This window comes from Sphingomonas sp. AAP5, from assembly GCF_004354345.1.
In the GTDB taxonomy this organism is placed as follows: domain Bacteria; phylum Pseudomonadota; class Alphaproteobacteria; order Sphingomonadales; family Sphingomonadaceae; genus Sphingomonas; species Sphingomonas glacialis.
This window is the reverse complement of the sequence record NZ_CP037913.1, coordinates 1,778,829-1,802,325: the sequence shown is the minus strand read 5'-3', so window position 1 is coordinate 1,802,325 and position 23,497 is coordinate 1,778,829. Positions and strand designations below refer to the sequence as shown.

The 23,497-nt window shown below is 67.7% G+C and carries 20 protein-coding genes and 1 tRNA gene; 9 read left to right on the top strand and 12 right to left on the bottom strand.

The window, feature by feature from the left end:
- The first annotated feature begins 82 nt into the window (after positions 1–82).
- The 3 genes from E2E30_RS08275 to E2E30_RS08265 are packed head-to-tail and all read left to right on the top strand — an operon-like array spanning position 83 to position 3,917.
- The gene (locus E2E30_RS08275; RefSeq protein WP_133188939.1) at positions 83–607 is read left to right on the top strand and encodes a 2Fe-2S iron-sulfur cluster-binding protein; all 525 of its coding nucleotides are present in this window, start codon (positions 83–85) and stop codon (positions 605–607) included.
- On the top strand, positions 604–1,590 hold the full coding sequence (locus E2E30_RS08270) for an FAD binding domain-containing protein (protein ID WP_133188937.1): 987 nt from the start codon (positions 604–606) through the stop codon (positions 1,588–1,590). The genes E2E30_RS08275 and E2E30_RS08270 overlap by 4 nt, the downstream gene beginning before the upstream one ends.
- Entirely contained in the window at positions 1,587–3,917 is a 2,331-nt protein-coding gene (locus tag E2E30_RS08265) for a xanthine dehydrogenase family protein molybdopterin-binding subunit (protein WP_133188935.1), read from the top strand. Before E2E30_RS08270 ends, E2E30_RS08265 begins: the two co-directional genes overlap by 4 nt.
- 266 nt (positions 3,918–4,183) lie before the next feature.
- Here E2E30_RS08265 and E2E30_RS08260 read toward each other — a convergent pair whose 3' ends face one another.
- The 9 genes from E2E30_RS08260 to E2E30_RS08220 all read right to left on the bottom strand — a co-directional run bounded on the left by E2E30_RS08260 (position 4,184) and on the right by E2E30_RS08220 (position 15,767).
- Entirely contained in the window at positions 4,184–5,107 is a 924-nt protein-coding gene (locus E2E30_RS08260; RefSeq protein ID WP_133188933.1) for an XdhC family protein, read from the bottom strand.
- Positions 5,108–5,111: 4 nt separating this feature from the next.
- Positions 5,112–6,155, bottom strand: coding sequence for a GTP 3',8-cyclase MoaA (gene moaA, locus E2E30_RS08255; RefSeq protein ID WP_443018395.1), 1,044 nt, complete (start codon positions 6,153–6,155; stop codon positions 5,112–5,114).
- A gap of 89 nt (positions 6,156–6,244) precedes the next feature.
- A complete protein-coding gene (gene paoC / locus E2E30_RS08250) occupies positions 6,245–8,449 on the bottom strand; it encodes an aldehyde oxidoreductase molybdenum-binding subunit PaoC (protein ID WP_133188931.1) in 2,205 nt (734 codons plus the stop codon).
- A gap of 5 nt (positions 8,450–8,454) precedes the next feature.
- Positions 8,455–9,405, bottom strand: a complete 951-nt coding sequence (locus tag E2E30_RS08245) for an FAD binding domain-containing protein (protein WP_133188929.1) — start codon at positions 9,403–9,405, stop codon at positions 8,455–8,457.
- Positions 9,402–10,037 (bottom strand): aldehyde dehydrogenase iron-sulfur subunit PaoA, encoded by a 636-nt coding sequence (gene paoA, locus E2E30_RS08240; RefSeq protein ID WP_133188927.1) that lies wholly within the window; start codon positions 10,035–10,037, stop codon positions 9,402–9,404. The genes E2E30_RS08245 and paoA overlap by 4 nt, the downstream gene beginning before the upstream one ends.
- Positions 10,038–10,180: 143 nt before the next feature.
- The gene (locus E2E30_RS08235) at positions 10,181–13,363 is read right to left on the bottom strand and encodes a helicase-related protein (RefSeq protein WP_133188925.1); all 3,183 of its coding nucleotides are present in this window, start codon (positions 13,361–13,363) and stop codon (positions 10,181–10,183) included.
- Positions 13,364–13,528: 165 nt separating this feature from the next.
- The gene (locus E2E30_RS08230) at positions 13,529–13,855 is read right to left on the bottom strand and encodes a hypothetical protein (protein WP_133188923.1); all 327 of its coding nucleotides are present in this window, start codon (positions 13,853–13,855) and stop codon (positions 13,529–13,531) included.
- Positions 13,856–14,006: 151 nt separating this feature from the next.
- Positions 14,007–15,203 carry a multidrug effflux MFS transporter gene (locus E2E30_RS08225; protein WP_133191993.1) on the bottom strand — a complete coding sequence of 399 codons (1,197 nt, stop codon included), beginning with the start codon at positions 15,201–15,203 and terminating at the stop codon, positions 14,007–14,009.
- A gap of 96 nt (positions 15,204–15,299) precedes the next feature.
- Positions 15,300–15,767: an Lrp/AsnC family transcriptional regulator gene (locus E2E30_RS08220; RefSeq protein WP_133188921.1), complete on the bottom strand. Its 468-nt coding sequence runs from the start codon at positions 15,765–15,767 to the stop codon at positions 15,300–15,302.
- Between the two features lie 224 nt (positions 15,768–15,991).
- Here E2E30_RS08220 and E2E30_RS08215 point away from each other — a divergent pair, with 224 nt between their 5' ends.
- The 5 genes from E2E30_RS08215 (at position 15,992) to E2E30_RS20730 (ending at position 19,799) form a co-directional block, all read left to right on the top strand.
- The gene (locus E2E30_RS08215) at positions 15,992–17,806 is read left to right on the top strand and encodes a sensor histidine kinase (RefSeq protein ID WP_133191992.1); all 1,815 of its coding nucleotides are present in this window, start codon (positions 15,992–15,994) and stop codon (positions 17,804–17,806) included.
- Between the two features lie 14 nt (positions 17,807–17,820).
- Entirely contained in the window at positions 17,821–18,846 is a 1,026-nt protein-coding gene (locus E2E30_RS08210; protein WP_206365663.1) for a polysaccharide deacetylase family protein, read from the top strand.
- A gap of 12 nt (positions 18,847–18,858) precedes the next feature.
- A tRNA-Ile gene (locus E2E30_RS08205) sits at positions 18,859–18,935 on the top strand.
- A gap of 208 nt (positions 18,936–19,143) precedes the next feature.
- Entirely contained in the window at positions 19,144–19,527 is a 384-nt protein-coding gene (gene gloA2, locus E2E30_RS08200; RefSeq protein WP_133188917.1) for an SMU1112c/YaeR family gloxylase I-like metalloprotein, read from the top strand.
- Between the two features lie 104 nt (positions 19,528–19,631).
- A complete protein-coding gene (locus tag E2E30_RS20730) occupies positions 19,632–19,799 on the top strand; it encodes a hypothetical protein (protein ID WP_165954477.1) in 168 nt (55 codons plus the stop codon).
- Positions 19,800–19,815: 16 nt separating this feature from the next.
- Here the strand turns inward: E2E30_RS20730 and E2E30_RS08195 are convergent, their stop codons facing one another.
- On the bottom strand, positions 19,816–21,105 hold the full coding sequence (locus E2E30_RS08195; RefSeq protein ID WP_133188915.1) for an MFS transporter: 1,290 nt from the start codon (positions 21,103–21,105) through the stop codon (positions 19,816–19,818).
- Positions 21,106–21,242: 137 nt separating this feature from the next.
- Between E2E30_RS08195 and pgsA the strand changes: the two genes are divergently transcribed.
- Complete coding sequence (pgsA, locus tag E2E30_RS08190; RefSeq protein ID WP_133188913.1) at positions 21,243–21,809, top strand: CDP-diacylglycerol--glycerol-3-phosphate 3-phosphatidyltransferase; 567 nt, start codon at positions 21,243–21,245, stop codon at positions 21,807–21,809.
- Positions 21,810–21,849: 40 nt separating this feature from the next.
- Here pgsA and E2E30_RS08185 read toward each other — a convergent pair whose 3' ends face one another.
- Both E2E30_RS08185 and E2E30_RS08180 read right to left on the bottom strand, forming a co-directional pair.
- Complete coding sequence (locus tag E2E30_RS08185; RefSeq protein WP_133188911.1) at positions 21,850–22,485, bottom strand: fasciclin domain-containing protein; 636 nt, start codon at positions 22,483–22,485, stop codon at positions 21,850–21,852.
- Positions 22,486–22,563: 78 nt separating this feature from the next.
- On the bottom strand, positions 22,564–23,463 hold the full coding sequence (locus E2E30_RS08180; protein ID WP_133188909.1) for a hydrogen peroxide-inducible genes activator: 900 nt from the start codon (positions 23,461–23,463) through the stop codon (positions 22,564–22,566).
- Positions 23,464–23,497 lie beyond the last annotated feature (34 nt).

The window sequence follows — 23,497 nt, the reverse complement described above, 5'->3', positions numbered from 1 at the left end:
TGACTCGCCGCGATCAGGCGACTCACCATCGGCCGGGCGAGCGCGGAAATGCCGCGGCCTGGATCCTGAGGCGAGGTGCTGAATGCAATTCACAATCAACGACCGGCCCGTCGAGGTCGAGGTCGACCTTCGTACCTCGCTGCTCGATCTGCTCCGCGAACATCTCGGCCTGATGGGCAGCAAGAAGGGCTGCAACCAGGGCGCGTGCGGCGCTTGCACCGTGCTGGTCGATGGCGAGCGGATCAATTCCTGCCTCGCGCTCGCGGTGCAGTATCAGGGCCGCGCGATCACCACGGTCGAAGGGCTGGCCGACGCCGAGGGGCTGCACCCGCTCCAGCGCGCGTTCATCGCGCATGACGGGTTCCAGTGCGGCTATTGCACGCCAGGCCAGCTGTGCTCGGCGGTGGCGATGGCCGACGAGATCGCGCGCGGCATTCCCAGCCATGTTACGGGCGACTTGACCACCGAGACGATCGCGCTCGACCATGACGAGCTCCGCGAGCGGATGAGCGGCAATCTGTGCCGCTGCGGCGCGTATAACGGCATCGTCGCGGCGATCGCGGAGACCTATGCTGCCGCGCCCGCACGGCAGGAGGAAGCGGCATGACCCCGTTCAGCTATGCCCGCGCCGAAGACGTGGCGGGCGCAATCGCGCTTGCAGGCGCTACGCCAGACGCGAAATATCTCGGCGGCGGGACCAATCTGGTCGATCTGATGCGCGAGACGATCGAGCGGCCCGCGGCGCTGGTCGACGTGACCGGCCTGTCGCGTGAAATCACCGTTGGCGCCGATGGCGGCGTGGTGATCGGCGCGGGGGTGACCAACACCGCGCTCGCGGCCGACCGCACGATCCGCGCGCACTATCCGATGCTGTCGCGCGCGATCCTGGCGGGGGCGAGCGCGCAGATCCGCAACGTTGCGACCGTTGGCGGTAACCTCCTCCAGCGCACCCGCTGCGGCTATTTCTACGACGACTCCGCGCGCTGCAACAAGCGCGCGCCCGGCGCGGGGTGCGACGCGATCGACGGGTTCAACCGCATCCATGCGATCCTGGGTGCGTCGCCGTCGTGTGTCGCGACGCATCCCTCGGACATGTGCGTTGCGCTCGCCGCGCTCGATGCGCAGGTGCGCGTGGCGGGGCCGGGCGGCGAGCGGACCATGGCACTGGTTGATTTGCATCGCTTGCCGGGCAGCACGCCCGAGCGCGATACCGAACTTCAGCCGGGTGAGCTGATCGTGTCGGTCGCGCTGCCCGCACTCCCATTCGCGGCGCACTCGACCTATCGCAAGGTCCGCGACCGCGCGAGCTATGCCTTTGCGCTCGTCTCGGTCGCCGCGGCCCTCGAGACTGAGAACGGCACGATCAAGGAGGTCCGCATCGCGCTCGGCGGCGTGGCGCACAAGCCGTGGCGGGCGTTCAAGGCCGAAGCCGCCTTGCGCGGTCAGGTGCCAAGCGAAGCGAAGGTCCGCGCCGCGGCAGAGCTGGAACTGGCCGACGCCGCGGGGCTTCGCGACAACGGCTTCAAGATCGAACTGACCAAGCGCGCGATCGTCGCGACCCTCGCCGAACTGAGCGGAGAGCAGGCATGAGCATCGTCGAAAACGCCACGCAGCTTGCGCAGGGCGCGATGCAGGCGGTGATGAAGAAAGCAGTCGAGCTCGCGCCCGACAGCTGGATCCCCGGCGGCGTTCCCGATCCGCTGATCGCGCACAAGCACGGGCTCGTCGGCACGCAGGTGTCGCGGCTCGACGGGCCGTTGAAGGTCACGGGCGCGGCGCGTTTCGCCGCTGAATTCCCGCTCGACGACCTGGTCTACGCCGCGCTCGCCTACAGCACGATCCCGAAGGGGCGGATCGCCACGCTCGACGTTGCGGCGGCCGAGGCGCTGCCCGGTGTGGTGCTGGTCATGACCTACAAGACCGCGCCGCGGCTGAACCCGACGCCGGTGATGATGACCGCGCCGAAGGCGGTCGGTGGTGACAGGTTGCCCGTGATGCAGGATGACCGCATCCATTGGAATGGCGAACCGGTCGCGGTAGTGCTCGCGCAGACGCAGGAGCAGGCCGACCATGCCGCGTCGCTGATCGTCGTCACGTATGAGACCGAGATCGCGATGACGCGGTTCGAGGATGCCAAGGCCGATCGCAAGAACGCGGCGTTCATGGGCGCGCCGATGCTGCTCGAGATCGGTGATGCCGAGACCGCGCTCGCGGCCGCGCCGCACAGCGTCGACTGCACCTATCGCACGCCGCGCCACAACCACAATCCGATCGAACTCCACGGCGCGACGTTGGTCTGGCAGGGCGACGACCTGATCCTCCACGACGCGTCGCAATGCGTCGCGCACGTCGCCTGGACGCTCGCGCAGGTGTTCGGCATCGACGAGGCGCAGGTCCACGTCACCTCGCCCTATGTCGGCGGCGGTTTCGGCAGCAAGACGCTGTGGAACCATCAGATCCTGGCGGCCGCCGCGGCCAAGCTTGCCGGGCGGCCGGTGCGGATCATGCTGTCGCGTGAGGGCGTCTACCGGATGGTCGGCGGGCGCACTCTGACCGAGCAGCGCGTCGCGATCGGCGCGCAGGCCGATGGGCATTTCGATGCGCTGATCCACACCGGCGTCGTCGCGATGACGTCGCACAACAATATGCCCGAGCCGTTCATCCTGCCGACGCGCTCGGCCTATGCCGCCGGGAGCTTTCTCCTCAACGTCGAGGCGGTCGAGCTCGACATGCTCGCCAACACCTTCATGCGCGCGCCGGGCGAATCGGTCGGGACTTTCGCGCTCGAGAGCGCGGTCGACGAACTGGCGGCCCAACTCGGCGTCGATCCGATCGCGCTGCGCGAGACGAACGAGCCCGAGACCAACCCGACGACGGGCACGCCCTTCTCATCGCGCAACATCGTCGCGGCGTATCGCAGCGGCGCCGAGCGCTTTGGGTGGGACAAGCGCAACGCCACGCCAGGAACGCGGCGTGAGGGCGAGTGGCTGGTCGGTATGGGCTGCGCGACCGCGACCTATCCCTATTACCGCATGCCCGGTGGGGCTGCGCGGCTGACGCTGACCAAGGATGGCCACGCCACGGTCGAGATCGCCGCGCACGAAATGGGGATGGGGACCGCGACGACGCACACTATGGTGCTCGCCGAGCGGCTCGGGCTGCCGATGGACCAGGTCACGTTCCTGTACGGCGATTCGAAGATGCCGGGAACGGTGATGGCAGGCGGATCGCAGCAGACCGCGTCGATCGGCGCGGCGGTGATCGCGGCGCAGACAGCGCTGTTCACCGAATTGCTCAAGCTGGCGGGCAACGATTCGCCGCTTGCCGGGCTCAAGCCGAGCGAAGTCGGCGGGTATGAGGGTGGCCTGTGCAAGCTCGACGATCCGAGCGCGTGCGAAAGCTATGTCTCGATCCTGTCGCGCGCGCAGCGCGACGCGGTCAGCGTCGAGGCCGCGGGCTCGGCCCCGCTCGAGACGCAGCATTGGTCGATGCACTCGTACGGCGCGATGTTCGCCGAGGTCCGCGTCAATACGGTGACCGGCGAGGTGCGCGTCAGCCGCTTCCTCGGCTCGTTCGACTGCGGCAAGATCCTCAATCCCAAGACCGCGACGAGCCAGTTCCGTGGCGGCATCATCATGGGGCTCGGCATGGCGCTGATGGAGGAGACGCAGTTCGACGAGCGGACAGGGCGCGTGATGAACCCGAGCCTCGCCGAATATCACGTGCCGGTGCACATGGACGTGCCCGAGATCGAGGTGATCTGGACCGACATCGCCGACCCGCACGCCCCGATGGGCGCGCACGGCATCGGCGAGATCGGCATTACCGGCGTCGCCGCGGCAGTGGCGAACGCGGTGTTCAACGCGACCGGCAAGCGCGTTCGCGACTTGCCGATCACGCTCGACAAGCTGATGTAGGGGGTGGGGCTGGGGCGGGATTGATCATAGCTCGCGCCGCGATCCTCCGGCTCCGGTCACACGCGCTCGTCCCCGAACCCGTCACCCCGGCCTTGTGCCGGGGTCCACCGTGAGGCGGATTCTGCCGCCGCAGCACCTGCAGCCCGGTGGACCCCGGGACAAGCCCGGGGTGACGGATGGGGATTGTGGGCGGGGCGCGTCCTGTCCCGATAGCATAAGCGTGCCGTAGCGCTTCCAACGCTTCCGACACGCGGAACCACGCAAGACTAACCGCGGTCGTGCAGCGCCTTGACCATTCCAGCCGCAACCGACAGCGCGATTTCGCTCGCGCCGATCGCATTGATGTCGATCCCGGCCGGCCCGTCGATCCGGTCCAGATCGTCCTGGCCGAAGCCCGCCGCCGCCAATCGCTCGAGCCGCGCGGCATGGCTGCGGCGCGAGCCGAGCGCGGCGATATAGCCGGTCTCGGCGGAAAGCGCCGCGATCAGCGCGGGATCGTCGATCTTGGGGTCGTGGCTGAGCGTGATCACCGCGGTCGAGGGGCCGGGATTGTATGCCGCGACGGCTTCGTCGGGCCAGCGATCGTCGAGCGTCACGCCGGGGAAGCGCTCCTCGGTCAGGAAGCGCGTGCGCGGGTCGATCACCGTCGCCTTTACGCCGAGCGTCTCGGCGATCTGCGCGAGCGCCTGCGCGATCTGTACGGCACCGACGATCAGCACCTGGCGCGGCGCGGCATAGGTGTTGGCGAAGATGCCGTCGCCCGGCATCGGCGCGAGGCTGCTGCGCCCCGTCGCCAGATCGGTATAGACCGTCACGCCGCGTCCGGACCCTTGCGCATGCTCGATCGCGTCGAACAGCGCGGGCGGGAAGCCCGCGTCGGACACCGGCTGGACGAGCACTTCGATCGTCCCGCCGCACGGCAGACCGACTTCCCACGCCGAGCCGTCGGCGACGCCGTATTGGCGGCGTTCGGGCGTGCCGCTCGCGATCACCTCGGCGGCGAGCGCGAGCACGTCGCCTTCGACGCATCCGCCCGAAACCGAGCCTTCGAGCCGACCGTCGGCATGGACGAGCATGTGGCTGCCGCGCGGGCGCGGCGCCGATCCCCAGGTCGAGATGACCGTGGCGATCGCCATCGGTGCCCCGCGCCAGGCTGTAAATGCCGCGAGCGCCGTCTCGTTATCGGCCATCGTGTCAGCCCCCCGTGACGCTCATGTGCCGCCCGACCGCGGGCGCGGCATTTCGGTCGACGATCTCGAAGGCATGGCGCAGCGGCTTGGTCAGCAAGGCGGCGTCGATCGCCGCATCGAGCGCGGCGGGCCCGCCCTCGCGCAGCACCTGCTTCAAGTCCATCTTGTCGTCATGGCCGAGGCACATGTAGAGCCGCCCCGACGCGGTCAGCCGCACGCGGTTGCAGCCTTCGCAGAAATTGTTGGTGAGCGGGGTGATCAGGCCAAGCCGCGTCCCCGTCTCGCGCACGCGAACGTAGCGCGCCGGGCCGCCGGTGCGATGATCGTCGCGCTCGAGCGTGAAGCGCGCCTCGAGCCGCTGGCGAACGACGTCGAGCGGGAGGTAGCGATCGGTGCGGTCCTCATCGACCACGCCGAGCGGCATCGTCTCGATCAGCGTGAGGTCGAAGCCGTGCGTGCCGCACCAGCGGATCATCGGTTCGATCTCGTCCTCGTTCGCACCCTTCAGCGCGACCATGTTGATCTTGATCGCCAATCCCGCCGCCTTGCCCGCGGCAACGCCGTCGAGCACTTCGTCGAGATTGCCGGTCCGCGTGATGTGTCGGAAATTGTCGCGGTCGAGGCTGTCGAGGCTGACATTGACGCGCCGCACACCCGCCGCGAACAGCGCCTCGGCATGCTGCGACAGCCGTGTCGCATTGGTGGTGAGCGTCATCTCGTCGAGCGCACCCGTCGCGATATGCCGACCGATATAGCGCGCGAGATCGTCGACACCGCGCCGCACCAACGGTTCGCCGCCGGTCAGCCGGATTTTCCGCACGCCGCGCGCGATGAAGGCATCGGCGACCGCCCCCATTTCCTCGATCGTCAGCACTTCCTTGCGCGGCAGGAAGGTCATCGCCTCGCTCATGCAATAGCGGCAGCGCAGATCGCATCGGTCGGTCACCGACAGCCGCAGATAGGTGATCCGGCGGCCGAAGCTGTCAGTGAGCGGGGGGGGCGGGGGGGTGTCTGGGCGGATGTTCGACATCGGAGATGGAAAACTCATGGGGGACGGCGAACGGGGACGGACGACGGTCGGTGGTACTATTTAGGATGCCGGCGGCACGATTGCCATGCCGCCGGCGATCCCCGGTCTCATGCCACTGGAGGCAGGTGGGCGATATGCTTGTCGAGCGTGACCGGGTAGTCGCGCACGCGCACTCCGCTCGCATTGTAGATCGCATTGGCGATCGCCGCGCCAACGCCGCACAGGCCGAGCTCGCCGACACCCTTGGCCTTCATCGGCGACGATGTCGGATCGACCTCGTCGAGGAAGATCACCTCCTGGTGCGGGATGTCGGCATGGACCGGCACTTCGTAGCCCGCGAGATCGTGATTGACGAAGAAGCCGAAGCGCGTGTCGACCGCGAGCTCCTCCATCAGCGCCGCGCCCGCACCCATCGTCATCGCGCCGATCACCTGGCTGCGCGCCGATTTCGGGTTGAGGATGCGCCCCGCCGCGCACACCGCGAGCATTCGGCGGATGCGGACCTCGCCCGTCAGGCTGTGGACCGCCGCTTCGACGAAATGCCCGGCGAAGGTCGATTGCTGATAGGTCTTGCTCAGAGTGCCGTATTCGATCGCGTCCTCGGCGACGAGGCCGGCATCGCCCGCCGCTTCGGTCAGCGCGACGCTGCGGTTGCCCGAGCGCACCTTGCCGTCGGCGAAAGTGACGTCGGCCGAGTTGAAGCCGAGCTTCTGCGCGATCGTCTCGCGCAGTTTGACGCACGCGGCATAGACGCCCGCAGTCGCATTGTTCGCGCCCCATTGCCCGCCCGAGCCAGCCGAGACCGGATGGTCCGAATCGCCGAGCTGGACGACGACCTTGTCGACATCGACGCCCATCATCTCCGCCGCGGTCTGCGCGATGATGGTGTAGGTGCCGGTGCCGATATCGGTCATGTCGGTCGAGACGGTGACGATACCCTTCTTGTCGAGCGCGACCCGCGCGGCCGACTTCATCGCCATGCTGTTGCGGAAGCCCGCCGCCACGCCCATGCCGACGAGCCACTGGCCGTCGCGCCGCTGCGCGGGCTTGGCGCTGCGCTGCTTCCAGCCGAAGCGCTCCGCGCCCTGTTCGAGGCACTGGACGAGCTGGCGCTGCGAGAAGCGGCGCTCGGGCTTTTCGGGGTCGACCTGCGTATCGTTAGCCACACGGAAAGCGATCGGATCCATGCCGAGCTTCTCGGCCATTTCGTCCATCGCGATTTCGAGCGCCATCAGCCCAGGCGCTTCGCCCGGCGCGCGCATCGCATTGCCCTCGGGCAAATCGAGCACCGCGAGCCGCATCGAAGTGAGGCGGTTGGCGCCGGCATAGAGCAACCGCGTCTGGCTGACCGCGGTCTCGGGGCCACCACCGGGCAGATCGCCCGATCCGCTTTCGTGCGCGATTGCGGTGATCTTGCCATCGGCGCTGGCGCCGATGCGGATCCGCTGGATCGTCGCGGGACGGTGCGTCGTGTTGTTGAACATCATCGGGCGCGTCAGCGTGACCTTGACCGGACGACCCGCGGCCTTTGCGCCGAGTGCCGCCAGGATCACGTCGGCACGGATGAACAGCTTGCCGCCGAAACCGCCGCCGACATAGGGCGAAACCAGCCGGACATTGTCCTTGGGAATGCCGAGCGTCTTCGCGACGTCGCCCTTGCTCCAGGCGATCATCTGGTTCGAGGTGTACAGCGTGATCTTGTCGCCATCCCATTTCGCGGTGGTGGCATGCGGCTCCATCATCGCATGGCTGTGATCGGGCGTGGTGTAGGTCGCGTCGAGCTTGACCGGCGCGCTGCCGAACGCCGCGTCGAAATCGCCGATCTTGGTGACGGGCGGCTTGCCCTTTTCGCTGTGGAGCGGCGCGTCTTTCAACTCCTTCTCGAGATCGAACCGGCCCGCGGTGCGCGCGTAATCGATCACGATCAGCGCGGCGGCGGCACGCGCCTGTTCGAACGTCTCGGCGACGACGAGCGCGACGGCCTGGTGATAATGGTCGATCTCGGGCCCACCGAGCAGCTTGGCGGTGTTGAAATTGCCCTTGCCGAGCGGCCCTGCGCTCTCGGCGGTGACGATCGTCAGCACGCCAGGCGCGGCCTTGGCGGCGGTCATGTCGATCCGGCTGATCCGCCCCTTGGCGACCGCCGCGCCGACGACATAGCCGTACGCCGGATTGGCGACGACGTCGTGGCGCTCATAGGCGTAGGGCGCGGTGCCGGTGGTCTTGAACTTGCCGTCGATGCGATCGATCGGCTTGCCGACATGCTTGAGCTGATCGATCGGGTTCTGGCCGGCGGGTGTATCAAACTTCATGGCGTTCAGCCCTTCGCTTCGATCAGGGCCGCGGCGAGCGTGCGCTCGACCAGCGTGACCTTGAAGGCATTGTCGTGCGTCGGCTTGGCGCCGGCGAGCAGCTTGGGCGTCACCGCCGCGGCGCCTTGCGGCAGCGCCGCTTCGGCCGCCTCGACGCGCCATGGCTTCGGCGCGATCCCGCCGACCGCGACGCGGCCCGAGCCATCGCGCTGGACGATCGCGGCAACCGAAACGAGCGCAAAGGCGTAGGACGCGCGGTCGCGCACCTTGTGATAGATGTGCGTCCCGCCGATCGGCTTGGGCAGCGTGACCGCGGTGATCAATTCTCCGGGCACCAGCGCCGTCTCGATATGCGGCGTGCTGCCGGGTAGCGTGTAGAAATCGGCGATCGGGATCGCGCGCGCGGCGCCATCGGGGCGGACCGTTTCGACCGTGGCGTCGAGCAGCCGCATCGCGACCGCCATGTCGCCGGGATAAGTCGCGATGCACGCGTCGCTCGTCCCGATGATGCCGAGCTGGCGGCTGAACCCGCCGATCGCGGCGCAGCCCGAGCCGGGCTTGCGCTTGTTGCACGCTTGGTTGGTGTCATAGAAATACGGGCAGCGCGTCCGCTGGAGCAGATTGCCCGCGGTGGTCGCCTTGTTGCGCAACTGGCCGCTCGCCCCCGCGACGATCGCGCGGCTGAGCACGCCGTAATCGCGCCGTACGCGTGCATCGGAGGCGAGATCCGAATTGCTGACGAACGCGCCGATGCGCAAGCCCCCGTCCTTGGTCTCCTCGATCCGGTCGAGTTTCAGGTCCTGCACGTCGATCAGATGCGCCGGGGTCTCGATCTGCAGCTTCATCAGATCGAGCAGATTGGTGCCGCCCGCGATGAACTTGGCATTCGGGGTGCGGGCGACCGCAGCGGCCGCTTCGGCGGGCGATGTGGCGCGCGCATAGGTGAAAGGCTTCATGCGTTTGTCCCCGCAACTTCGCTCATCGCGTCGAGAATGTTCGAATAGGCGCCGCAGCGGCAGATGTTGCCGCTCATCCGCTCGCGCATCTCGGCATTGGTGGCGCGCGGTGCGTCGGTGAGGCTGGCGGTGACATGGCTCGGCGTGCCGGCCTTGATCTCGGCGAGCACCGCGACGGCCGAGCAAATCTGCCCGGGGGTGCAATAACCGCACTGATAGCCGTCATGCTTGACGAACGCCGCCTGCATCGGATGCAAATGATCGGGCGTGCCGAGCCCCTCGATCGTCGTTACCTTGTCGCCCTGGTGCATCACCGCGAGGCTGAGGCACGAATTGATGCGCTTGCCGTCGACGATCACGGTGCACGCACCGCACTGGCCGTGGTCGCAGCCCTTCTTGGTGCCGGTCAGATGCAGATGTTCGCGCAGCGTGTCGAGCAGCGTCGTCCGCGTATCGACCTCGAGCGTCTGCTTCTTGCCGTTGACGGTGAGCGTCACGGGCATCGTCATGGGGCGCTCCTGTTGTGCTGCGACCGGCGCCGCCGCTGCCGGGATCGCGGCCAGCCCCGCCGTCATCGCGCCGCCCACCAGGACGCCGCGCCGCGACACCTCTGTCTCGCTCTTGATATCCACCGCACGTCCTTCTTGTGATCAAATGGCCATGCAGCCATTGCGCCGCCAGCGTCGATTTACGGCGCCAACCTGTAATCCGTCGCAACCGAACGCTCAACCGGTCGCTTTGGTTCACGCTACAGACAGGAATCGGTGCGGCAAGGTCAAGTGTCGCTCGACAGTCCTTCGAGCAGCGTCTCGATCACGCCGAGCCGCGCCATCGCGTCGTCCTGCGCGCTGCGGAGAAGCAGCCGGTCGCCCTTCACCTCGAGCCCCGCGGCGTCGCCGGCGAAATCGTGCCGCGGCGTCAGCGCGATCGCCGCGGGGCCGGCGTCGATCCGCGCGATCCGCGCACCGAACGCGAGCACACGCAAACGCCCGACCGCCAGCAAGGCGTGCGCCTCGGGTGGCAAACTCCCGAAGCGATCTTCGAGCTCGGCCTCGAACGCGTCGAGCGCGGCCATCTCGCTCAGCCGCGACAGCCGACCGTAAAGCGCGACGCGGGCATCGTCCTCGGGGATCCAGGCCAACGGGAGGTTGCCCGCGATGCCGAGATGAAGCTCGGGCGTCCAGCGCTCGACATGTTCGCCGCGCGCGGTGCGCAGCGCCGATTCGAGCAGGTAATGGTACAGATCGACGCCGATCAGCTTCATGTGCCCGGCCTGCGCATCGCCGAGCAAATCGCCCGCCCCGCGCATGTCGAGATCGCGCGCGCTGATCGCGAAGCCGGCGCCAAGCTTGTCGAGCGCCTCGAGCGTCCGCAGCCGCTTGAGTGTGGATTCGGCGACTTTGCTCTCGGGATCGGTGAGCAGCAGGATCTGCCCGCGCCGCCCGCCGCGCCCGACGCGTCCGCGCAGCTGGTGGAGCTGCGACAGGCCGAAGCGGTCGGCGCGCCAGACGATCATCGTGTTGGCGCGCGGTACGTCGAGCCCGGCCTCGACGATGTTGGTCGCGAGCAGCACGTCACCATCGCCGTTCGCAAAGCTGACCATTGCTGTGTCGATCTCGGCGGCGGGCAGCTTGCCGTGCGCTTGCCGGATCGTGAGGCCGGGAACGAGCGCGGCGAGCCGTTCGGCCATCGGCGCGATATCCTCGATCCGCGAGACGACGACGAAGCTCTGTCCGCCGCGTTCGCGTTCGCGCAGCAACGCGGTGCGGACCGTGACGGGATCGAAGCTGCCGACGCTGGTGCGGATCGGCTGGCGCCGCGCGGGGGGCGTGGCGATGACCGAGACCTGTTGCAGCCCGATCAGCGCGGCCTGCAAGGTGCGCGGGATCGGCGTCGCGGTCAGCGTCAGCACATGGCCATCGGTGTTAAGCCCGCGCAGCTTGGCCTTGTCGGCCGCGCCGAAGCGCTGTTCCTCGTCGATCACGACGAGGCCAAGGTCGCGATAGGCGACGCCCTTCGCAGCCACCGCACCAGTGCCGATCACGATCGCGATCGATCCGTCGGCGAGGCCGGCCTTGACCGCCTTTTTCTCGGCCGGGCTCGACAGCCGCGACAGGCCCGCCACCGCGAGCCCGGTCGCGGCGAAGCGCTTGGCGAACAGTTCGAGATGCTGTCGCACCAGCACCGTCGTCGGCGCGGCGACGACGACTTGCTTGCCCGCCAGTGCCGCGATCGCGGCGGCGCGGAGCGCGACCTCGGTCTTGCCATAGCCGACATCGCCGACGACGAGCCGATCCATCGGCTTCCCCGCCGCCAGATCGACCCGCGTCGCGGCGATCGCGCGCGCCTGGTCGGGGGTTTCGGTGAAGGCGAATTCGGCGGCGAAACGCTCATAGGCGTCGACGTCGGGCTCGAGCACCGCGGCGGTTTTGCGATCGCGTTCGGCGGCGAGCGCGGTCAGCCCGCGCGCACTCTCGGCGACCGCGGCGTCGATCGCGCCGCGGCGTTTCTCCCAGCTCGACCCGTCGAGCGTGTCGAGCGCGACCGCGTCCTGGTCGGCGCCATAGCGCCAGATGCGGTCGGCATCCGCGACCGGCACCAGCCGCCGGCCGTCATTGGCATATTCGAGGACGATCGCGTCGCCGCCATCGGCATCGACCCCGACGGGCTCGATCCCTGCGACGAGCCCGATCCCGAAATCCTCGTGGACCACGACATCGCCGATGCGGATGTCGCCCATGTCGCCGCGCAGCGCCGCCGCGGCATCCGACGGCGCATGCGTCGCCTGGACGCGGCTGCCGAGCAGATCGGCTGCGGCGACGACGCTGAGTCCGGGCGCTTGCCAGCCATGGTCGATCGGCATGTCGAGCATCGCCGCGCTGCCCGGTTCGAGCGTCGCGACCTCGGCCCAATGGCTGATCTTGGTAAAGGCGATGCCCTGCGCCTTGGCGAGGCGCGGCGCGAGGAAACGGATGTCGCGCGCCGCGCCGAGCAGGACGAGCCGGTCGCCCTGCGCCAGCGCCGCCTTGGCGAAGCGCGAGAAAGCGCGACCCGCCGCCTTGCGCTCGACGAAGCGTGGGACGGGCTGTTCGTCGGCGGCGGCGACCGCGATGATCGTGCGCCCTTTCAGCGCCTTGTCCCAGCGCTTCCGATCGACGATCGGCAGCGTGTCGAGACCGCGCGCCTTGGCGGCGCTGGTGGCAAGGCCGACATAGCGATCGCGCCGCGCGGTTCCCGCGGGGTCGATCGCGATCACGGCGTCGGGCGCATGGTCGAACAGCGACTCCCAGTCGGCGCCAAGCGCTGGTTCGGACACGCGGCCAACCTGGATCGACTCGATCGGCTCGGTGCCGAGCTGCGAAATCGGATCATAGAGCCGGATCGCGCTGATCGCGCCGTCGACGATCTCGATGCGTACGGGGGCGACCGCGTCGGCGGGGTACAGGTCGACGACTTGTCCGCGCATCGCCATTTCGCCCGGCTCGTCGACCCGGTCGTCGGCGACATAGCCGATCGTGCCGAGCATTTCGGCAAGCGCCGTCATGTCGACATGGTCGCCGACCCGCAGCGTAGGTGGGGCATCGTCGAACGCCGGGGGCGGGGGGTAGGCCGCGGCAGCCGCCTCGGCGGTGGTGACGAAGGCGACGCGCTGCTGGTCGGTCAGCGCGACGCGCAACCGGCGCAACGCGGCGATGCGGCGGCCGACATTGGTGGGGGAGGCGGGCGCGGTGTCGCCTGGCAGAGCGTCGCTCGACGGACTGTGCACCACCAGCAGATCGGGCGCGGCGCAGGTAAGGGCTGCGGCCACGGCCTCGGCGCGTTGTTCGTCGGTTGCGATGTAGAGGATGTCGTGCGTCGCGGCCGCTTGCGCGAGCTTGGTCGCGACGATCCCGATCGCGGCATCACGCTCGGTCTGGCGCGCTTCAGGCGCTGGCGGATTGGCGTCAGCGAGCAGCAAGGGGCTGTTCCGACACGGGGATTACGGCACCCGCCGCACGCTTTGTCTCGCTCATGATCGGCACGGCATCGCGTCAGTCTCTCCCAGCGTCAGGAGCGTCCTAACGGGCGGAGACACGATTTTGGTCCCGCGAAAAGCGCAGCTTTCTTCGGGAATTAACTTCGATCAGGAAGAACGATCGGCTGCGTGCGCGCCGGTTTCGGTCGCTGGCTCTGCTGCAGGACCCGGCGCGAGCTTCTCGTCGCCAGCGAAGAGCCGGTCGAGCCGCCGACGTGTCGTGCGATCGAATTCGGCCTTCGATACGGTCGACGGGCGCGACAGTTCGAGCTCGTCGGCAATCGCCGCCTTGATCCGCGTTACCGCATCTTCCTGCAGGACGCCGGCCTTGACCAGTTCGGCCGAGAGCTGGAGCAAGCCGACCGCGGTGGCATGCGCGCGTAGTCCGACGAAACCGATGAGGTCATGGACTTCCTTGCCGGCTCTCGTGTCCATCGTCACTCTCCTAGGATGGGGGTCTTGCCCGCTACGGCCGCCCGTTCGCGGGTCCATCCTCTGCTCTTTTCGGGCGACCGCAAGCGCAACCGGCTCGGCTTGACGCGTGGGTGCGCCGCCCGATCCCTGCTGCCCGCTTCCTCCCGCGGCGTCAGCGCGCGTGGTGTGCGTGGAACAGCCGGCCGCCTTCGACCCAATAGACGATCGCCAGCACGACCAGCCCGATCGCGAGATAGCCGATCGCGAGCGGATAGGTCGTGCCGTTGTACGATTGCCCGATCAGCGACCCGACGATGACCGCGCCGACGCTGGTGATGAAGCCCTGGATCGACGACGCCGTCCCGGCGATATGACCGACGGGCTCCATCGCCATCGCGCCGAAATTGGAACCGCACAGGCCGATGCACGTCATGCTCAGCGCCTGAAAGACCATATAGGTCAGCAGCGTTTCGAAGCCCGCCGCGATCACGCCGATATGCAGCACCGACAGCGCGATGAGGCCGAGCAAGGCGGATTGCGAGATCAGCCGCGTCCCGAGCCGTTCGACCAGCCGGCTATTGGCGAAGGCGGCGCACCCCATCGAGAAGGCGCAGATCGCGAACAGGATCGTGAAGCGCGTGCCGGCATGGAATTCCTCGACGAAGATTTGCTGCGCCGACGAAACGAACGCGATGATCGCGCCGAAGGTCATCGACGCCGCCACCGCATAACCGGCCGAATAGCGGTTGGTCAGCGTCAGCCGATACGCCTGGCCGAGCGACGCGAGCGACAGCGGGGAGCGCCGCTCGACCGACAGCGATTCGCCCAGCCGGAAGAAGGTCCAGCTCAGCACGAACGCGGCGAACGCGGCGAGCGCGTAGAAGATGAAGCGCCACGGTCCGAATGCGAGCAGCACTTGTCCGATGCTGGGTGCCAGGATGGGTACGAGGAAGAAGATCATCTGCGCGACCGACAGTGTCCGCGCCATCTGTCGTCCCGAGAAGCGGTCACGCACGATCGCCACCGCGAGCACGCGCGTCGAGGCCGACATCAGCCCTTGCAGGAAGCGCGCGCCGAGCAGTGCCGCGAAGGTCTGCGACCCGCCCGCGAACACGCTCGCCCCGACGAACCCGAGAAGCGAGATCAGCAATATCGGCCGCCGTCCGTAGCGATCGGCGAGCGGCCCGTAGACGAGCTGGCCAGAGCCGAAGCCGAGCATGTAGATCGTGATGATCCACTGCCGCTGATTCGCGGTGGCGATCGCCAGGCGATGGCCGATATCGGCGAGCGCGGGGAGCATCAGATCGACGCCCAGCGCATTGACCGCCATCAACGCCGCGACAAAGGCGACGAACTCGCGCTGCGACATGATCCGGGCGGGCGATGTGTCAGACATCGCTGCCGCCTAGGCCGAACCGGCGCGCAAGACCATCCGTTCGTTCGATCGCCGCGCTTCCCGTCCGCTCTACGCCGATCGGATCGGGATCCCGGGCAGCGCCTTGGCAGTGCGGATCGTCAGCGATGTCTTGACGCTCGCCACGTTCGGCGCTGGCGTCAGGTGCGTCATCAGGATTTCCTGGAAGCTCTTGAGATCGCTCGCGACGATCTTCAGGATGAAGTCGATCTCGCCATTGAGCATGTGGCATTCGCGGACCTCGGGGATCGTCGCGACATGCTCTTCAAACGCGGCGAGATCGTGCTCGGCTTGGCTGCGCAGCGATACCATCGCGAACACCGTGATCGGGAACCCGAGCGTTGCTGCATCGATTTCGGCGTGATAGCCGCGGATCGCCCCGGCTTCCTCGAGTGCGCGGACACGCCGCAGGCACGGCGGTGCCGTCAGCCCGACGCGCTCGGCCAGTTCGACATTGGTCATCCGTCCGTCGTCCTGGAGCAATTCCAGTATACGCCGGTCGATCGAATCAAAGCTCATTACGTGCAGCTCCCCCGCGACGCGTCTTTCGCGTCGCATGCTCTGCCCCCAGCATAAGATAATTGCCGGTGAACGCAATTGTCCCACAATGCGACGCCTCGAAATCTTGGGCTTCCACCGAGTCCTCCCCCCGGTTAAGAAATTCTTACGGCGCGATGGGCGACCACAGGGAACGATCCGACTTGCGCTTCGACGACAGCCTCGACACGGTTCTTTCGGCAGACATGTCGACGCCGTTCGGTGCGCAATCGACGTGGCGGCAGCTGGTCGATCTGATCGGTCGCGGGCGTGTTGCGGCAAGCGACGTTGCCATCGCGCGGCTCGCGTCGATCCGGCGCGACGTCCCGCCGCCAATCCGCGCGGCGAGCGCGCGCGCGCTGGCTTTTGCCACGCCGCCCGCAGCCCTGGTGTCTTTCTTCGCCCAGGACGAGCTCGCCATCGCCGCGCCGATGCTGCGCACTGCCGATTTGTCGACCGATGAGTGGGCAGCGATCCTTCCCACGCTGTCGCCGGCCGCGCGCTCGGTGCTCCGCCACCGCCGCGATTTGGCGGACGGCGTGACGCGCGCGCTGCAAAGCTTCGGAAGCGTCGATTTCGTGCTCGGCGCGCCCGAGCCCGTCGCAGACGCCGCTGCGCCAGCCCAAACCCCGGCGCCGGCGGAGATCGTAGCGCCCATCGCCCAGCCGATACTCGAAGCCGAACCCGAGCCGTTCGCCATTCCCGAGACGATCGCACCCGTCTCGCCCTTCTTGTCGATTGCTTCGGTCGCCGCATCGATGCCGCTCGTCGCCGAGGCGCGGCGCCGCGCCGAACAGGCGAGCGAAAGCGGTTCGATGGCACCGCCGAGCGCCGATCCGAAGCCCGACAAGCCGCAATCGGGCACTTTCCCGATTGCCGAGCTCGTCGCGCGGATCGACGCCTATCAGCGCAAGCGCGCCGAGGCGCCCGCGCCGCCACCGCTCGAAATCCAGCCCGAGCCGTTCGTCCCCGCGGCACGCCAGGCCGAGACCTTCCGCTTCGAAACCGACGCCGCGGGCGTGCTGCGTTGGGTCGAAGGCGCCGCGCGCGCCCCGCTGATCGGGTTGACGCTCGATCACGGGGCGATCGGATCGCAGGTCGATGGCGTCGCGTCAGGCGCCTTCCGGCGCCGCGCCGGCTTCAGCGACGCGCGATTGGTGGTCGATGGCACGTCCGATGCGGCAGGTCCGTGGCGGATCACCGGGATCCCGGTGTTCGACCGGACGACGGGCCGCTTCACCGGCTATCGCGGCAGCGCGCGGCGCCCGCGTGCCGACGAAACCGCCGAGCCGACGCGCGAGGCGCGCAACCCCGCCGCCGACGCGCTGCGCCAGCTCGCGCACGAATTGCGTACGCCGACCAATGCCATCGCCGGCTTTGCCGAGATGATCGAAGCGCAGATGCTCGGTCCAGTCCCGCAGCCGTATCGCGAACAGGCCGGTGTGATCCGCAGCCAGACGAGCGGCCTGCTCACCGCGATCGACGATATCGACATGGCCGCGCGGATCGAGACGCACGCGCTCGACCTGCGCGCCGCCGATGTCCCGCTGGCACCGCTGCTGACGCGGATCGCCGATGATCTCGCGCCGCTCGCGACGCTGCGCGGCACCGTGCTCGAGCTGCAGGTCGACGATCCCGCCCTGGCGATCCTCGGCGATGATCGCGCGGTCGAGCGGCTGATCGCGCGCTTGCTCGCGACGCTCGTCGCAGCCGGCGGCGCTGGCGACCGGATCGGTGTTGTCGCGAGGCGCGATGATGGTGCGGTCGTGATCGTGTTCGATCGGCCCAAGGCGCTCGCCGCCTATGCCGAGGAAACGCTGCTGACGATCGACGCCGAATCCGAGGCCGATCGCGCCGACCAGTCCGGCGGTGCACCCTTGCTCGGGACCGGGTTTGCACTGCGGCTCGCGCGCAATCTCGCCGTCGAATTGCGCGGGAGCCTGACGCTCGGCGACAAGAGCTTGACTTTGCGCCTTCCGGTCGCCTTTCCTGCAGATATGGAGCAGGTTTCCAGCAACTGACCGTGGCTGCAAGCGTGCCACCCCCCGGGTATCGCCCGCGCGCGCCCGAGCCGCGCGATCTCGTGGCGTGGCCGTCGGCGTTCGGCACGCGCTTCATCGTGCTCGTCGATACCGAGGAAGAGTTCGACTGGAACGCCCCGCTGACGCGCGATACGCACGGCGTGTCGGCGATCGCGGCGCTCCCCGCGGCGCACCGCCGCTTTGCCGATCATGGCGTGCCGCTGACCTATATGGTCGATTATCCGATCACGACCGACGCCTACGCGATCGCGACGCTTGCTGGCGTGCTCGAGGACGGCGTGTCGGCGGTCGGCACGCAATTGCACCCGTGGGTCAATCCCCCGTTCGACGAGGCGCTGACGCCGTCGAACAGCTATGCCGGCAGTCTGCCCGAGCAGCTCGAGGCGGCGAAGATCGATGTGCTGACCGACGCGATCGCGGCGGGAACGGGAACGCGGCCGATCGCCTATCGCGCCGGGCGCTACGGGATCGGGCCGAACACGCTGCGGCTGCTCGCCGAGCGCGGCTATCGCATCGATAGCTCGATGCGGTCGGGTTATGCCTATAGCGGCGATGGCGGCCCCGATTTCGCCGAGATCGGCAACGCCGCCTTCCGCACCGGCCCCGACGCACGGATGGTCGAGCTGCCCTTGACCACGATCCACACCGGGTTGCTGCGCCGGGGCGGCACGCGGCTGTATCGCGCGCTCGGGTCGGTTCCCAAGGGGCGCGGGCTGTTCGCGCGGGCTGGGTTGCTGTCGCGGGTCGCGCTGACGCCCGAGGACATGCCGCTGCGCGATGCGCTCGAGGCGATCGCGGTGGCAACGGGAGAGGGCCTTCGCTTGCTCAACTTTGCCTTCCACTCGCCGTCGCTCGCACCGGGCCACACCCCCTATGTCCGCGATGCGGCTGACCTGGCGCGATTTTACGCGTGGTGGGACGCGGTGCTGACGGATCTCGCGCGGCGCGGGGTGCAGGCGGCGTCGCTCGAGGATGTGATTGTCGCTGCGGGCTTGCCAGCTTCGGGGGCAGGGCGCTAACGAGCGGGCGGGGGGCCTGTAGCTCAACTGGTTAGAGCTGGCCGCTCATAACGGCTAGGTTGCGGGTTCAAGTCCTGCCGGGCCCACCATTCATCCTTGTGAAGTCTGCAGGGTTTCCGATACCCCGGTGCTGCCGAACGGGGGGCGGTAAGCCGACATGCTGCGCGAAGCGTAGCGACCGTCGGAGCCCAGCCGCTTCGACGACATTCGGGGCGGGATCCGACGCCAGGTGCCGCGAGGCGCACCTTGCGACGCGACGGCTTGGCCCCGAGGATCCGCCCGCGTAGAGCCACGCGGATGCTCGACTCGCTCCACCATGTCGCCCTGATCTGCACCGATTATGATCGCTCGCGGCGCTTCTATGTCGAGCTGCTCGGGCTCGAGTTGATCCGCGAGGTGTACCGCGCCGAGCGGCAATCGTGGAAGGCGGACCTGCGGATCGGGACGGCGCAGATCGAGCTGTTCTCCTTCCCCGCACCGGCACCGCGGCCGTCCTATCCCGAGGCGACCGGGCTGCGGCATCTGGCGTTCAGCGTCGCCGCGCTCGACCCGGTCGTCGCTCGGCTCGAGGCTGCGGGAGTTGCTGTCGAGCCGATCCGGATCGATCCCTATACCGATCAGCGCTTCACCTTTTTCAGCGACCCCGACGGCTTGCCGCTCGAGCTTTACGAAGCGCGCTGACCCGGCGGGCGCGGCGCGGGCGGGTAGGGGGCCGTCCCGGATTTAGACATTGCTAACCATAAGAATCGTGCGTCAAAATCGTAAACGGCGCGTTAACTAGCGTCATGCAGGATACGATTTCGCTCAAGGCGCCAAGCGCACGTCACCCGTTCCGCCAGGCTTTCGTCGAATCGCGGATCGCGCGCGCGCGCGATCGCGATGACAGCGACGTGCGGTTGTTCGCGTTGAGCTTCGGGGCGTTCTTCATCTGCTTCTACACCTTCATCTTCTGAAGGCGCCGCGCGCCGCTCAGTCGCAGGCGAGGTGGAGCTTATAGGCGAGCCACGCCGAGATCGGGCACATTGCCGCCACGACGAGCAAGGTGTTCTCAGGCGAGACACCCGCGATCGCGAGCCCCTGCACGCCGATCGCGCCGATCGTCATCGCGCCGGCATTGACGACATTGTTCGCCGCCACGGTCCGCGCGGTCTCGTCCTTCGCGACGGTCGTCGTAAGGAAGGCGTAGAGCGGCACGACGAACATCCCGCCGGTCACCGCGATGCCGATCAGCGAGGCGATGACGAGCGCGGCGCGCGGCGTCTCGATGAAGGTCATCACGTCGTACAGCGTGCCGGCGGGTGCCGCGGGCCAAGAGCGGCACAGAAACGAGAAGGCGACGATGAAGCCGCCCATCGCGAGCACCGAGGCCGGGCCATATTTCGCCGAAGTGTGCCCTTTCAGCAGCGCATTGATCAGCACCGAGCCGATCGCCACGCCGATCGAGAACAGCGCGATCATGAGCGTGAGGACATGCTTGTCGGCGGTCAGCACGTTCTTGGCGAGCGGATTGAAGACGATGATCAGCACCGCGCCCATCGTCCAGAAGAAGCTGATCGCGCAGATTGCAAGGAACAGCCGGCGGATGTGCATCGTGCCCGAAATGAGCCGCCACGATGAGGTGAAGGGATTGTAGCTGACCACCAGCTCCTTGCCTTCGCGCAAGGCGGGCGGAACCTGGAGCGAGACGACCCAGCCGATGACCGCGACGACCAGCACCACGATCGCGGCATGCTGCACCGCCATGAACCCGCCCAGCACGGTGCCGATCAGGATCGCGATATACGTCGCCGATTCGACCAGCCCGGTCCCGCCGAGCACTTCGTCCTCGTGCAGATGCTGCGGCAGGATCGCATATTTGATCGGGCCGAAGAACGCCGAGTGCACGCCGAGAAACAGCACGGCGGCAAGCATCAGGATCAGGCCGGGGACGGTATAGCCGCCCCACGCGATCATCAGACCCGCCGCGCCGACGATCATGATCCCGATCTCGGCCAGCTTGACGATCCGGATGATCTTGGCCTTGTCGTGCGTATCCGCGAGCTGCCCGGCCAGCGCCGAGAGCAGGAAGAAGGGCAGGATCCCGATCGCGGTCGCGAACGCGGTGAAATTCTGTTCGAGCTTGGGGTCTGCAAAAATCTTGTAGATCGCGAATTGCACCATCACGGTCTTGAACAGATTGTCGTTGAACGCGCCCAGGAACTGAGTGACGAACAATGGCAGAAATCGGCGCTCTTTCAGCAAGCCGAGCGCGTTGAGCATGGTGTGTTCACGGCCTCGAAATGGCAGAATAAGGGCTGCCCATAGACTAGGCGGTATGCCGCCAGCAACCTGCTTCTCGATTGCGCGCGGTTCGGATGGGGTTTCACCAAGCCGATCGGACGGTTAGAGCGTAACGCGTGCTCACCTTGCCCAACCTGCTCACCCTGTCGCGGATCGTCGCGGTGCCCTTGCTCGCCTGGTTCCTGTGGTGGCCGGGCTGGTCGGATGGCTATGCCGCCGGGTTCGCTTTGTACTGCCTGATGGGCATCACCGATTATTTCGACGGCTATCTCGCGCGCGCGCAGGGGACGGTATCGAAGCTCGGCGTTTTCCTCGATCCGATCGCCGACAAGATCATGGTCGCGGCGGTGATCCTGTTGCTGGTGGGTACACGCGACGGCAATCCCGCGATGATCCAGGGCGTGCACCAAATCGCGGCGCTCGTCATCCTGCTGCGCGAGATTGCAGTGTCGGGATTGCGCGAGTTCCTCGCGCAATTGCAAGTCTCGGTCCCGGTGTCGAAACTTGCGAAGTGGAAGACGACGATCCAGCTCGTCGCGCTCGGCGGATTGATCCTCGGAGGCGCGGTGCCGGCCTATCCGGTCGTTGGGCAGATCGGGCTGGCCCTGCTGTGGGTGGCCGCCGCGCTGACCGCCATCACCGGCTGGGATTATCTCCGCGCCGGGCTGAAATACATGGATTGAAGCAAACGCGGGCGGCACCGGAGTACCGCCCGCGAGAGCGTTAGTTGAGCTTGGGAAGCACAACGCCGTTGACGACGTGAACGACGCCGTTCGACTGCTTGACGTCGGCGGTCTCGATATAGCTCTTGTTGCCGTTGACGTCGGTCAGCTGCACCGCGCTGCCGACCGTTTCGACGACGAGGGGATCGCCCTCGACCGTGACGAGCGAGGCCTTGCCGCCGCCCGCGGTCACCTTCGCCTGAAGATCAGCCAGCGTCAGCGTGCCCGGCACGACATGGTACGTCAGCACCTTGGCGAGCGTCGCCTTGTTTTCCGGCTTCATCAGCGTGTCGACCGTGCCGGGGGCGAGACGCGTGAAGGCGTCGTTGGTCGGCGCGAACACGGTGAACGGACCTGGGCCCGCAAGCGTGGTGGCGAGACCAGCGGCCTTCACGGCAGTCACGAGCGTGCTGAGGTTCGGTGCGGCCGAGGCGTTGACGGCAATCGGCTTGGTCGCGTCCATCACGGCGCCGCCGACGGTCGGGTTGGCGCCGGCTGCGGGGGCTGCCGCCATCGGCGCGCCGGCCATCGGGGTCGCGCCAGCGGCGGGGGCGGGCGCGGTTTGCGCGGTCGCTGCGGCACCGATGATCATGGCACCGGCCATCGCCGAGAGATACAGGTTGGTCTTGAAGGTCATCGCGATTCTCCACTCGATTGGGACGCGCGCTCGATGAACGGCGTGTCACAAATACGGTTCAGAGCCGAAATGGTTTCGTCACACCGCTTCGGCGAGTGCAGTGGCAAGCAGCTTGAAGTCCTTTTCGCGCGGAGATCCGCGTCGCCAGACGAGCGCGATCTTGCGCGACGGATTGGCCGCGTCGAGCGGGCGCGCGACCAGGCTGGTATGATCAAGAATGCCCGCCTTGAGCGCCATTTCGGGCAGCATGGTGAGCCCAAGGCCGTTGTCGATCATCTGCACGATCGTGTGGAGCGACGTCCCGAGCATCGTCGCCTCGGCGCGCAACTCGGGACGCGCGCACGCCGACAGCGCATGGTCCTTGAGGCAATGCCCGTCCTCGAGCAGGAGCAGCCGAGTCTCGTCGATCTCGGAGGGCGGCATCGCCCGGTCGATATTGCCCATTTCGCCCGGCTGGCCCGCGACGAACAACCGATCTTCGAACAGAGTCTGTGATGAGACTTCGCCGCACGCGAAGGGCAAAGCGAGCAGCACGCAATCGGCGCGCCCGTGATGGAGCCCCTCGCACGCCGGCCCGCTCGGCTCCTCGCGCAGGAACAGCTTGAGGTCGGGATAATCGCGCCGCAGCCGCGGCAGGATGCGCGGCAGCATGAACGGCGCGATCGTCGGGATGACGCTCATCCGCATCTCGCCCGACAGCGGGCGCCCGGCGGCGCGCGCCATGTCGCCCAGTTCCTCCGCCTCGCGCAGCACGCGCCGCGCCTTGTCGGCGATCCGGTCGCCGAGCGGGGTGAAGCGCACGACGCGCCGCGTACGCTCGACCAGCGTCACGCCGATCAGCGTCTCGAGCTCGCGGATTCCCGCCGATAGTGTCGATTGCGTCACGAAACACGCCTCGGCCGCGCGGCCGAAATGGCCGTGGTCCTGTAGCGCCGCGAGATACTGCAATTGCTTCAAGGTCGGCAGGTACGTCGCCATTTATCGCTCCAATCGATCACACGGCGACAAATAA

Excerpts from the sequence above, each read along its gene's own strand:
- E2E30_RS08275 (WP_133188939.1), top strand. The coding sequence starts at position 83 with ATGCAATTCACAATCAACGACCGGCCCGTCGAGGTCGAGGTCGACCTT.
- E2E30_RS08270 (WP_133188937.1), top strand. The coding sequence starts at position 604 with ATGACCCCGTTCAGCTATGCCCGCGCCGAAGACGTGGCGGGCGCAATC.
- E2E30_RS08265 (WP_133188935.1), top strand. The coding sequence starts at position 1,587 with ATGAGCATCGTCGAAAACGCCACGCAGCTTGCGCAGGGCGCGATGCAG.
- E2E30_RS08260 (WP_133188933.1), bottom strand. The coding sequence starts at position 5,107 with ATGGCCGATAACGAGACGGCGCTCGCGGCATTTACAGCCTGGCGCGGG.
- moaA (WP_443018395.1), bottom strand. The coding sequence starts at position 6,155 with ATGAGTTTTCCATCTCCGATGTCGAACATCCGCCCAGACACCCCCCCG.
- paoC (WP_133188931.1), bottom strand. The coding sequence starts at position 8,449 with ATGAAGTTTGATACACCCGCCGGCCAGAACCCGATCGATCAGCTCAAG.
- E2E30_RS08245 (WP_133188929.1), bottom strand. The coding sequence starts at position 9,405 with ATGAAGCCTTTCACCTATGCGCGCGCCACATCGCCCGCCGAAGCGGCC.
- E2E30_RS08230 (WP_133188923.1), bottom strand. The coding sequence starts at position 13,855 with ATGGACACGAGAGCCGGCAAGGAAGTCCATGACCTCATCGGTTTCGTC.
- E2E30_RS08225 (WP_133191993.1), bottom strand. The coding sequence starts at position 15,203 with ATGTCGCAGCGCGAGTTCGTCGCCTTTGTCGCGGCGTTGATGGCGGTC.
- E2E30_RS08220 (WP_133188921.1), bottom strand. The coding sequence starts at position 15,767 with ATGAGCTTTGATTCGATCGACCGGCGTATACTGGAATTGCTCCAGGAC.
- E2E30_RS08215 (WP_133191992.1), top strand. The coding sequence starts at position 15,992 with ATGTCGACGCCGTTCGGTGCGCAATCGACGTGGCGGCAGCTGGTCGAT.
- gloA2 (WP_133188917.1), top strand. The coding sequence starts at position 19,144 with ATGCTCGACTCGCTCCACCATGTCGCCCTGATCTGCACCGATTATGAT.
- E2E30_RS20730 (WP_165954477.1), top strand. The coding sequence starts at position 19,632 with ATGCAGGATACGATTTCGCTCAAGGCGCCAAGCGCACGTCACCCGTTC.
- E2E30_RS08195 (WP_133188915.1), bottom strand. The coding sequence starts at position 21,105 with ATGCTCAACGCGCTCGGCTTGCTGAAAGAGCGCCGATTTCTGCCATTG.
- E2E30_RS08185 (WP_133188911.1), bottom strand. The coding sequence starts at position 22,485 with ATGACCTTCAAGACCAACCTGTATCTCTCGGCGATGGCCGGTGCCATG.
- E2E30_RS08180 (WP_133188909.1), bottom strand. The coding sequence starts at position 23,463 with ATGGCGACGTACCTGCCGACCTTGAAGCAATTGCAGTATCTCGCGGCG.